Source organism: Methylobacterium sp. P3_A11 (assembly GCF_056403155.1).
In genome coordinates, this window is the sequence record NZ_JBFUGA010000149.1 from 1 (window position 1) to 10,638 (window position 10,638).

A 10,638-nucleotide genomic window follows, 5' to 3' on the forward strand; every position below is an offset into this window, starting at 1 on the left:
TCGCGCCGCAGGCGCTTGAGCTCGGCGGCCATGTCCTCCTGCGCCATGTCCTCCTGCCGATCGGCCGGCGGGTGATCCATCTCCCGCTCACGCCGGCCGTCGATCCAGGTGCGCAGCGTCGAGAGCCCGACGCCGAGATCGGGGGCTACCTCGCGGCGGGACCGCCCGCTCGTCTGCGCCCATCGCACCGCCTCAGCGCGAAACTCAGGGGTAAAGGTCTGCTTCCGGTCTGCCATCGGAAACCCCCTCCTTCAGGAAAAGAGCTCTCCACTTTCTCAAGGCAAGTCCGACGTGACGATCATCGCTTTTCCGGAGGAGCGCGCGATGCTCGTCGAGAAGGATGGCATGGGTGTCGGGAAGATGCTGGCGGCAACGGATGCCGTGCTCCTCGTGATCAAACCTGCCTCCAGCCGGCGGAACCTTGACTCAGCCGACCTGCGACTGCTGCAACGGCGCGCACAGGGAATGACCGTTCAGAGATGTCGTGGGGGCGACAGGGTGGCCGGGATGGGCGCAAAATCGACTATCGGCCTTCAAGTGACAGCGTGACGAAAGCGCATCGCTGCATTCCGCCCTCATGACCTCGGGGCAGTCGAGACTTGGGCGCATCGGGTGATGACGCGTCTGAACTGCTAGGGTGTCCTGCTTTGAGCAGACCCAAGGACGTTGACCCAAAGCACGATGGTCGAGCTGCGCGGGTCCGGATTACTGAAGCGATGCGGCCGCCTGCTCTCGAAGCGGAAGCTGTCGCCTTCCGTCAGCCGGAGCGTTCGCGCCTCGACGACTAAGGTCAGGCGTCCCTCAAGGACAAGTCCGGCCTCTTCGCCTTCATGACTGAACAACTCGTCGCCCGCGCTGGCACCGGGTTTCAGGACCATATGGAATAGGCTCATGCCCTGTGTTCCGCCGGGCGGCGTCAGCAACTGCTTGGTGATGCCGGCACGCCAGAGCTGCAGCTCAGGTCGATCCTTCTGGAACACGACGATCGGATCTGGATCGGGCTGGTCGAGGGCGGGCTCGAATAGCCCACCGAGCCCAATCTGAAGCGTGTCCGCGAGGAGCGCCAGCACGCGGAGCGACGGCGAGGATAGGCCGCGCTCGACCTGGCTTATGAAGCCGATCGACAGGCCCGTGCTGGAGGCCATCGTTTCCAGCGAGAGGCCCCGTGCGCGCCGCAGGCTGCGCAGGCGCTGCCCGACTGCCCTGTCCACCGGTTCCAGGCCCATCGCGTCGCCTCGCGAAATGCTCACCGCCACACCAGCCTGCCTCCATCCCAGCTTTCATGCACGTGAAATCTGCTTGCGTCGACAAGCAAATCATGCGGTATTCTTCACTAACGTGAAAGCGACCGCGACGATCGCCTCGCGGTCCGACCACCTGACGGGAGCGGCATCATGAGAAGACGGTTGGCCAGCCTGTGTCTGTCGTCGGCGCTGCTCTTCGGGCTGCTGGGGCATGCGAGTCGTGCCCAGCCACTGAAGGTCGGCGCGACGCCGACCGGATTGCCGTTCACGTTCCTCGACACCAAGACCAACACCATCCAGGGCGTGATGGTCGACCTCGTCAACGCGGTCGGCAAGGAGGCGGGCTTCACGGTAGCGGTCGAGCCGCTGCAGTTCTCGACCCTGATCCCGGCGCTAACCGCCTCGAAGATCGACATCATCTCAGCGGCAATGTTCATCACGCCTCAGCGCAAGGAGGTCGTGGCCTTCTCGGCGCCGGTCTACAGCTACGGCGAAGGCCTGATCGTTCCAAAGAGCGACACCAAGGATTACACCTCCTTCGCCGACTTGAAGGGCGAGATCGTGGGTGCCCAGATCGGCACCGCCTTCGTAGAGCCGCTGAAGAAGTCGGGTCTCTTCAGCGAGGTGAAGATCTACGACACGATCCCCGACATCATCCGGGACGTGAATTCCGGGCGGCTGAAGGCCGGCTTCGCCGACGCGCCGATCCTCGCCTATTACGTCAAGCAGGGCGCGTTCCCCGGCGTGCGCTTGGTCGAGACCTTCAAGCCGACGGTCGTCGCCTCGGTGGGCCTCAGCGTGCGCAAGACCGACACTGCGCTTCTCGACAAGATCGACGCGGCGCTGGCCAAACTCAAGGCTGACGGGACGCTGCAGGCGATCCTGACCAAGTGGGGCCTGCCGCCGTCGGCTGATCGGTCCTGAGCGTCGTGCGCGACTTCCTCGCGGACGCGCAGGACTATCTGCCGATCCTGCTGCAGGGCGTTCAGCTGACAGTCCTGATCACCCTCGCCTCGCTGGTGGTCTCGACCCTGCTGGGCTTGGTCTGGGCGGTGCTGCGGGTCTCCGGCAACGCTGTGCTGGCAGGTTTCAGCGCGGTGATGATCAACATCCTGCGCGGCATTCCGATCATCGTGCAGCTATTCTACATCTACTTCGTGCTGCCGGATTTCGGCCTATCGCTCACGGCCATCCAGGCCGCGATCATAGGGCTCGGCATCGCCTACTCGGCCTACCAGGCCGAGAATTTCCGTGCCGGCATCGAGGCGGTGGATCGCGGGCAAGTCGAGGCCGCGCTCTCGATCGGCATGGGCTGGGGCATGACCATGCGACGGGTGATTCTTCCGCAGGCGATCCGGATCGCGCTGCCGCCCTACGGCAACATCATGATCATGATGCTCAAGGACTCGTCCCAAGCCTCGACCATCACGGTGGCGGAACTCGCCCTCCAGGGCAAGCTCATCGCGTCTTCCACCTTTAAGAACACCAGCGTCTACACGATGGTGGCGCTCATGTACCTGGCGCTCAGCTTGCCGCTGATCCTGTTGGTCCGCCATTTCGAGGCCAAGGGCCGGCACAGATGATCGTCCTGGAGAATGTCCGCAAGCATTACGGCGCGCTGGAAGTGATCAAGGGCGTCTCCGCCGAAGTCGCCAAGGGCGAAGTGGTCTGCATCATCGGGCCGTCGGGCTCCGGAAAGTCGACCCTTCTCCGCTGCATCAACGGGCTCGAAGCCTATGACGGCGGCGAGATTCGCGTCGGCGGCCAGCGGGTCGATCGGGATGCGCGGAGCATCAAGGGGATCCGCACCCGCGTCTCCATGGTGTTCCAGCGCTTCAACCTGTTCGCCAACCGCACCGCACTGGAGAACGTCATCGAGGGGCCGATCCACGTGAAGGGCGAACCTCGCCGGGAGGCCGAGGAGCGGGCCGGCGGACTGCTCGCGCGGGTGGGTCTCTCGGGCAAGGAGCACGCCCGGCCGGACCAGCTCTCCGGCGGTCAGCAGCAGCGTGTTGCCATCGCGAGGGCGCTCGCCATGCGGCCTGACGCCATCCTGTTCGACGAGCCGACCTCTGCGCTCGATCCCGAACTCGTGGGCGACGTGCTGCAGGTGATGCGGGGACTCGCCGACGAGGGCATGACAATGATCGTCGTGACCCACGAAATCGGCTTCGCCCGGGAGGTTGCCGACCGCGTGCTGTTCTTGGACGGGGGCCTCCTCGTCGAGCAGGGTCCCGCCGCCGAGGTCCTGAACCGCCCGCAGAATCCACGCACGCAGGACTTCCTGCAGCGCGTGCTGYATCCGCTTTAGGAGAGGCCGTGGCTGAACCCTTCCCGCTCGCCCCGTCGCTCTGGGCTACCACCGCGGCCCCCGCGCCGGAGACGCCGCCTTTGGCCCAATCCGGGCGGGCCGACGTGGTGATCGTCGGCGGCGGCTTCTGCGGCCTGTCCACCGCGCTGCATCTCGCCGAGCGGGGCATCCGGCCGGTCGTGTTGGAAGCGCGCGAGGTCGGCTTCGGCGGCTCCGGGCGCAACGGCGGGCAGGTCATCCCGGGGCTGAAATACGATCCCGCCGACCTCGTCGCCCGGTTCGGACGTGAGCGCGGCGAACGGCTCGCACGCTTCGCCGGGAGCACCGCCGATACGGTCTTCGATCTCATTGCCCGGCACGAGATGGATGTGCCGCATCGGCGCGCGGGCTGGATCCAGGGCGCTCACACCGAGGCCGGATTGGACGAGGTCGCGCGGCGGGCGGATCAGTGGGCGGATCTCGGCGCCCCGGCCCGCGTCCTCGACAAGGCCGAGACCGACCGGCTGCTCGGCACGGAACGGTACCTCGGCGGCTGGCTCGATGGCCGCGGCGGTGCAGTCCAGCCGCTGAGCTACGCCCGGGGTCTCGCCCGGGCCGCCCTCAAGGCCGGTGCCGCGATCCACGGCGGATCGCCCGTGACCGCCCTCGATCGGACAGGATCGGGCTGGACCGTCACCACGGCGCAGGGAGCCCGCCTCGCCACCGAGCGCGTCGTCCTCTGTACCAACGGCTACACCGGCGAGCTGTGGCCCGGCCTCGCCCAGACGGTGATCGCGGCCAACTCCTTCCAGGTCGCGACAGTGCCGCTTTCCGACAACCTGCGGCGCTCGATCCTGCCCGAGGGACAGGTCTCCTCGGATACGCGCAAGTTGCTGCTCTACTTCCGTCTCGACCATACTGGCCGATTGCTGATGGGCGGCCGCGGCCCGTTCCGGGAGCCGCGCAGCCCACAGGACTGGGCTCATCTCGAACGGATTGTCGGCAAGCTCTTTCCGCAGCTTGACGGCATCGCCTTCGACCACCGCTGGTGCGGTCGCGTGGCTATCACCCGGGATTACCTGCCCCATCTTCACGAGCCGGCGCCCGGTCTGCTCATCGACATCGGCTGTCAAGGCCGGGGCGTGGGCCTTCAGTCTGCGATGGGCCGGGCTATCGCTACGTATATCGCGTCCGGCGATGCCGACAGCTTACCCCTCCAAACCACGCCGATCGCGCCGCTGCCGCTTCACGCCCTGCACCGCCTCTACGTCTCTGCAATCATCGCCTGGTACCGTCTGAGCGACGGCGGCATTCGCTGATGAATCGAGTCATCTAACGGGCAAGTTATCGGCTTAGAGACCTCCACATCTGCTTTCGGAATGCCGCCGAAGTGGCCTGAATGGCAACAATGGGCGCAAAGCCGAACCGCTGCTTTTGCGCTCAATAGCGGTCCAGCATGGCGTGATGCGGCCGAAAGCGGGACGACCGCTTTGGAGCATGTGTGCCGACAAAGCGGACGAGGTTTGCCGAGTTCTCTCGACGCGGGCGGTATGCAAATGCGAACGTTCTGCACCGCGGCAGAACGAGCTTCCAGACCGACTGTTTTGTGTTGCGTTGCCGGCCGGGAAACAACTTCGAACTGGCCGCAACTTCCTCCTCTGCGCACAAATCTGCCGCCGTGAGCCAGGATGCCGGCCCGCTCCACCCTTAACTGGCGCTCGGCGATGAGCCAGAACTCCAGTTCGTACCCGTTAGACCGGTGGTTGCGGTCCCACGGAGGTTTGTTCGCCAATGTGAGTAGTGGACAGATTCACGATTCGGCTGTCGAGGAGGCGGGGCTCGCAGTGCCCCGCCTCGATCAGCGCGGTGGATGGCTCAGCGGCCAGAAGCCGGGAAGCGTGCGCCCCAGACGTTGATCGTGGGCTCGGGCATCGAGGTGACCGGTGCTGCCACGATCTCTTGCCCGGCGATCGGGAGGACGCGGGACGAAGTGGCCCGAGCCGCCGACAAGACCGTGTAGCTAGACGGAGCGGACGGCGCGGGGATTGAAGCGGCGAAGCCGGGCGCCTCGAACTCGTGCCCCCAGGCGGTGAAAGTGCGGCCCTCGCCGGCGAAGGCGGAGGTGGTGAAGGCGCCGAGGCTGAGTGCGGCAACCAGGGCAGCAATACGAGCGGTCATATCAAATCTCCACGTGCTTCGTAAGGGCTTCATCAGATTTAGCGGCGCCGCATCTCAGTCAGATCGCGGTTCACGCGATCGCGATAGACATCGATCACCACCTTAATGCGGAAAGCTTGATTGAGATTTACTGTTCGTCTGGTCTCAAAGTGCATCTCTGCATCTGTGATGACCGTACACACCGCGGCGACCGAAATCCTGAAAGGCGGCCGAATGGTTCTGAGATGCGCCTGAAAGATTCCGACGCGCGTGGCCTGCGGGATCGGTGAGATGCCTGAAGGGCGCGGCCCGACATACGAACGGCCTCCCGCAGAGCGCCGGCGCCAGCATCAGGTCGATGCCGGCGGCCAGGACGCTCTGCGGAAGGCTCCTGTGAGTGGCCGAGAGGGGGCGCTCTGACAGCGCTGGCTCGGCGCTTATGCCTGAGCGGAGCTGCCGAGCTCCAGGACGCGCTCGCGAAGCACGCGGCGCAAGACTTTGCCGACTGGCGTCTTTGGGAGCGCGTCGAGAAAGATCACGCGGCGCGGCACCTTGTATGCTGTCAACGAGGTCCGGGCGTGCGCGATCACAGCGGCTTCCGTGAGTTCGGGATTGCCCCGCACCACGCAGGCGACGATCGCCTCGCCCGAGCGCGCGTCCGGCACTGCGACCGCTGCCGCTTCCCGGATGCCCGGGTGGCGCAGGAGTACATCGTCGACTTCGCGCGGGTAGACATTGAACCCGCTGACGATCGCCATGTCTTTCTTCCGGTCCACGAGCGTGAGATACCCATCGGCGCTCATCGACGCGATATCGCCCGTCGCCAGGAAGCCGCAGCTGTCGAGAACGCGCGCGGTCTCCTCCGGTTGATTGTAGTAGCCGCGCATGACCTGAGGGCCGCGGATGTGGATCTCACCGGGCTCCTCCGGCATTGCGAGCGATCCATCGTCGCGGCGGATCTCGATCTCAGTCGAGCAGACCGGAAAGCCGATTCCGCCGCGCGGCACGTGTTGTCCGAACGGGTTCATGGCAGCAACACCAGCCACTTCGGTCAGCCCGTAGCCATCAATGATCGAGAGCCCGGTCGCCGCCCGCCAGGCCTCGGCAATGGCAGGCGGCAGGGGCGCCCCGCCGGAACAGCAGACAGCCGTCGCGCTGAAATCGACCTTCCGGATGCCAGGGTGCTGCGACAATGCCTGATACAGGCTCGGCACGCCCGCGATGCTCCGCAAACGGTGCCGTTGCATCTCCGCGACGAGACCATCCAGATCACGCGGGTTGGCGATCAGCACGCCGCAGCCGCCCAGGATGAACCGATGGATGACTTGGCAGATGAGTGCCAGGGCATGATAGAGCGGCAGGGCAACGAGATACGTCTCTCCGCGCTCGGTCCCGATGGCTGCGAACCACGTTCCCAGGATCAGGGCATTCGCCAGCACGTTCCCGTGGGTCAGGATCGCGCCCTTGGCGAGCCCTGTTGTGCCGCCCGTGTATTGAAGCAAGGCAGGATCGTCGCGTCCGACCTCGACCCGCGGCACCCTGACGACGGCCCGCGCCGAGACAGTGCGGCGCCACTGCTGCGCGCCATCGATATGCCAGGGCGGGATGAGGTTCTGGACGCGGCGCACGACGAAGTTCGTCAGCATGCCCTTCGCGCGCCCGAGCCCATCGCCGAGGCGTGTGACGATTACGTTCGGTACTTCGACGTGACGCAGAGCCTCCTGCAGCGTTGCACAGAAGTTTTCGAGCACGATGATCGTCTTCGCACCGCTGTCACGCAGCTGATGCACCAGCTCGGGCGCGGTGTAGAGCGGATTTACGTTGACGACGACGAGCCCAGCCCTGACCACGCCGAAAAAAGCGATCGGGTATTGCAGCAAATTCGGCAGCATGATCGCGACGCGATCGCCCGTGCGCAACCTGAGGACCTCGCGGAGGTGATGGGCGAGCCGCGCTGAGGCTTTGTCCAGGCCACCGTAGGTGAGTTCGCGACCCATGCTGCTGAAGGCGGGGCGATCTCGGAAGCGAGCGACCGTGGCGTGGAACATCTGGACGAGCGAAGTGAACTGCGCGACGTCCGCCTGTTCGGGAACGCCGGGATCGTAATGCGCGAGCCAAGCCTTGCTCATGGCAGTCTCCTCGAAGACGCGATGGCGCGTCAGCTTCGCTGACTAGCGGCGGCGTCCGCCGCACGTCCTGAAAGGACCCCGATGCCTTTCCGATCTTCCCTGAAAACCGAACTCCTCGGACGGTCAGCCGAGCGGGATGTACCGACGTGGACTAAGCGATCCGATCTGGCAGGTCCGGCGCGCTGTCCGGAGCCAGCACACGGTGTCGGCTCGCCATCGTGCCGTGGGCCAGGACCATCGGCATGAAAGCAGAGAAGCCGACGGGCTTGCCGATGTCGACGTAGACAGCCTCCATGCCCCCTCGCATGTGGTAGGTCTCGTGCCAGAAGCCGGTCCCGCGCGAGTCCCTCAGGAAGTCCCGCCACCAGATCCGGTGTGGATCCGACTTCGACCAAGCCTCCAGGCTCGGCATGTCACGCCAGTACCAGCGCATGCCGATATGGGTCGGCCTCAGGCTGAAGATGATCCGGTTCTCGTAATGCAGCAGTCCTTCCGGCCGGCCGACGCCGGCCGCGTCGATGGGCTTGCCGAGGCCGAGAAGCGCCTTCAAACCGTAGCCGGTGCGCACCTGCATCCCGAGCATGATGACGACGAGATCGGGATAGGCGCTGAAATCGGGGACTTCTCGGCGTACCGCTGTCGTCTGCATCGGCCCCTCCACACCAGCGCGCTCCGGACGTTCGATCGTTCAGAGCCGGTCCGATCTCCGGCGAACCGGCTGACGCTTCGGGCGACGTCCCGATCGGTCGTGTCGAGGCGCGATCCCAAAGCCGGCGCGGGCATCAGCCGGGGAGCCCAGCCACGCGCAGGTGGTGGCTGAACCGCTCCGCCATGCCTTGGTCATGCCGGTAAGCGTTCGCCACCCTCGGAAGCGCGAGGCTGAACTTTGCGCTTCGCTGCAAGAGATCCGAGATCCACGTTGAAGCTTCATCCTTGCGTTCCAGAGCGACGCACGAGGCGGCTGCCATGACGTAAGCCATCAGGTAGCTCGGGCTCCTGAAGCTGGCCTCGGTCGCGTTCCGGACCGCCTCATCGAAGCGGTCCRGGGCATAGAGGGGGCTTGCGGCCACGCCCTGGAAGAATCCGGGAGCCAGAGGGCTTAGACCGATCGCGCGATCGATGCTGGCGAGAGCGGCGGCGTAGCGGCCCATCGCGGTTTGAGCCAAGCTGAGAACGGCCAGAGCCAGGGCATCGCCAGGACTAAGAGCAACGCCGCGCTCGGCAGCAATTAAGGCCTCGTCACATCGGCCGGTCACCAGCAGAGCATAGCTCAGGGCGCGGTGGCCGATCGGTAGGGACGAGTCGAGTTCCAGCCCGTGGCGGATGGCCTGCACGGCGTCTGCCAGCCGCTCCGGGCCAGCTTCGCCGGAGATCGCCATGCCGGCATCCGTCGCGATACAGAAGCCACGCGCGATGTGCCCCGGCGCATAGGTGGGATCCAGAGCAACGGCCCGCTCGACCTCCGCCAGCGCCGCCCTGACGCCACCTTGGCTGAACTGCAGCATGTGCGCGAGTGCTTGGAGCGTGAGCTCGTAAACATCGAGGCTTGCCGGTGGGCGACGCAGGCTCGCAGCCTGCTCGTGGCTCTGAAGGCCCGAAAACAATGTACCGGCAATCCGCGCCACCAACTCGTCTTGCACCTCGTAGACCTCGCCCGCCGCAAAGGCGTAGCGTTCTGCCCAAACGTGGCTATTCGAGGAGCCCTCCACGAGCTGCGCGTTGACGATCATGCGCTCGCCGGCGCGCCGGATGCTGCCCTCAAGCACGTAGCGCACGTCGAGGAGGCGCGCGACATCCGCCGCAGTTCCGCCGCTCGCCTTGGCTGCGAAAGAGCTTTGGCGAGCGATGACGGTGATGTTCCGGTTGCGGGCAAGCTCCGTGATGATGTCTTCGGCAAAGCCTGCCCCCAGAGCCCCATAGGTGCCCGGGCCGTCCGTGAATTCGTCGAAGGGCAGGACGGCGATGCTCGGCCAGAAGCTCGTCGAAGGCCTGACGTCAGCGCGCACGGTGTCTGCGGGCTTGGGCTCGTCGGGCAGGACCAGCATGTAGCCGCGCCGTGGGATGGTTCGGATGAGATCCCGTGCATCCGAGCCCATAACCTTGCGGATCTCTGAAATGCATTTGGTGAGGGAGTCGTCCGTGACGATGACGCCGGGCCAGCAATCCCTGAGGAGCTCATCCTTGCTGACGAGATCGCCCGCACTGGCAGCAAGGCGCCGCAGCACGTCGAAGGAGCGGGGACGCAGCTCCCGCCGCTGCCCGTCCTGTCCGACGACCTGCTCGCGCCGGAGATCGATTGCGACATCGGAGAGCGTGATGCTGTCGATCATCGAAGACAGATTTGTGTCCACCGTTTACCGCAGATAGCAATCACCATATGTCGGGAAACTCAAGGCGCGCGGCCGAATTCCGAGTGTGAGGAGGCCGACGCACGCGGGCCTTCCGCCACCAATGATCCCGCCGCTCGACAACAGCCCTACGCAATTCATTCAACGCGCGGCTCTGAGCAGTGAAGATTCGTCGGCTCTTCCTAGCAGCACCAGCAGTTCGGCTTACGCGGCTAAGCTCACGCCCTCCTCGGGGCCGATCGAGAGACTAACTGTTCAGTCCCGAGGTGAGATGGGTTGGGTCGTATCTGAACCGGCCTGGGTCGTCTGCCCAGGCTCGGCAGGTCGCTTCGTATGGCGTGAGGCCGCGTAGGGTCTTGAGCCGCCGGGCGAAGTTGTAGGCATCCAGGAAAGCGGCGAGGTGTTCCCGCAGTTGGTCGTGGCTGTCGTAGTGGTAGCGCTTGACGGTCGCGTCCTTGAGGGTCCGGTTC

Annotated in this window: 12 protein-coding genes; 5 read left to right on the forward strand and 7 right to left on the reverse strand. The window is 65.4% G+C overall.

All coding sequences use genetic code 11. The features are described from left to right. Positions 1–236 (reverse strand): transposase (locus AC1DXK_RS28360; protein ID WP_477299543.1); only part of this gene is annotated, 236 nt, incomplete at its 3' end. Between the two features lie 55 nt (positions 237–291). Between AC1DXK_RS28360 and AC1DXK_RS28365 the strand changes: the two genes are divergently transcribed. Next, positions 292–549, forward strand: coding sequence for a hypothetical protein (locus AC1DXK_RS28365; protein ID WP_456685581.1), 258 nt, complete (start codon positions 292–294; stop codon positions 547–549). An 83-nt stretch (positions 550–632) separates the two neighbouring features. On the opposite strand, the gene AC1DXK_RS28370 is transcribed toward AC1DXK_RS28365, so the two are convergent. Further along, the gene (locus tag AC1DXK_RS28370; protein ID WP_477299544.1) at positions 633–1,226 is read right to left on the reverse strand and encodes a cupin domain-containing protein; all 594 of its coding nucleotides are present in this window, start codon (positions 1,224–1,226) and stop codon (positions 633–635) included. A gap of 168 nt (positions 1,227–1,394) precedes the next feature. Between AC1DXK_RS28370 and AC1DXK_RS28375 the strand changes: the two genes are divergently transcribed. From AC1DXK_RS28375 to AC1DXK_RS28390, 4 genes are read left to right on the forward strand one after another with little or no spacing between them, the layout of a single operon-like run. Further along, the gene (locus tag AC1DXK_RS28375) at positions 1,395–2,168 is read left to right on the forward strand and encodes an ABC transporter substrate-binding protein (protein ID WP_456685579.1); all 774 of its coding nucleotides are present in this window, start codon (positions 1,395–1,397) and stop codon (positions 2,166–2,168) included. 5 nt (positions 2,169–2,173) lie between these two features. Continuing rightward, positions 2,174–2,827 (forward strand): amino acid ABC transporter permease, encoded by a 654-nt coding sequence (locus AC1DXK_RS28380; protein WP_456685578.1) that lies wholly within the window; start codon positions 2,174–2,176, stop codon positions 2,825–2,827. Next, entirely contained in the window at positions 2,824–3,555 is a 732-nt protein-coding gene (locus AC1DXK_RS28385; protein ID WP_477299545.1) for an amino acid ABC transporter ATP-binding protein, read from the forward strand. Before AC1DXK_RS28380 ends, AC1DXK_RS28385 begins: the two co-directional genes overlap by 4 nt. Before the next feature lie 8 nt (positions 3,556–3,563). Next, positions 3,564–4,853 (forward strand): NAD(P)/FAD-dependent oxidoreductase, encoded by a 1,290-nt coding sequence (locus AC1DXK_RS28390; RefSeq protein WP_477299546.1) that lies wholly within the window; start codon positions 3,564–3,566, stop codon positions 4,851–4,853. Positions 4,854–5,409: 556 nt separating this feature from the next. On the opposite strand, the gene AC1DXK_RS28395 is transcribed toward AC1DXK_RS28390, so the two are convergent. The 5 genes from AC1DXK_RS28395 to AC1DXK_RS28415 form a co-directional block, all read right to left on the reverse strand. After that, complete coding sequence (locus AC1DXK_RS28395; protein WP_456685575.1) at positions 5,410–5,712, reverse strand: hypothetical protein; 303 nt, start codon at positions 5,710–5,712, stop codon at positions 5,410–5,412. 416 nt (positions 5,713–6,128) lie between these two features. Next, the gene (locus AC1DXK_RS28400) at positions 6,129–7,820 is read right to left on the reverse strand and encodes an AMP-binding protein (RefSeq protein ID WP_456685574.1); all 1,692 of its coding nucleotides are present in this window, start codon (positions 7,818–7,820) and stop codon (positions 6,129–6,131) included. Between the two features lie 151 nt (positions 7,821–7,971). After that, positions 7,972–8,469, reverse strand: a complete 498-nt coding sequence (locus tag AC1DXK_RS28405; protein WP_477299547.1) for a monooxygenase family protein — start codon at positions 8,467–8,469, stop codon at positions 7,972–7,974. A gap of 133 nt (positions 8,470–8,602) precedes the next feature. Next, entirely contained in the window at positions 8,603–10,150 is a 1,548-nt protein-coding gene (locus AC1DXK_RS28410; RefSeq protein WP_477299548.1) for a winged helix-turn-helix domain-containing protein, read from the reverse strand. A 265-nt stretch (positions 10,151–10,415) separates the two neighbouring features. Next, on the reverse strand, positions 10,416–10,638 hold a 223-nt coding region (locus AC1DXK_RS28415; RefSeq protein WP_477299549.1), incomplete at its 5' end, for an integrase core domain-containing protein.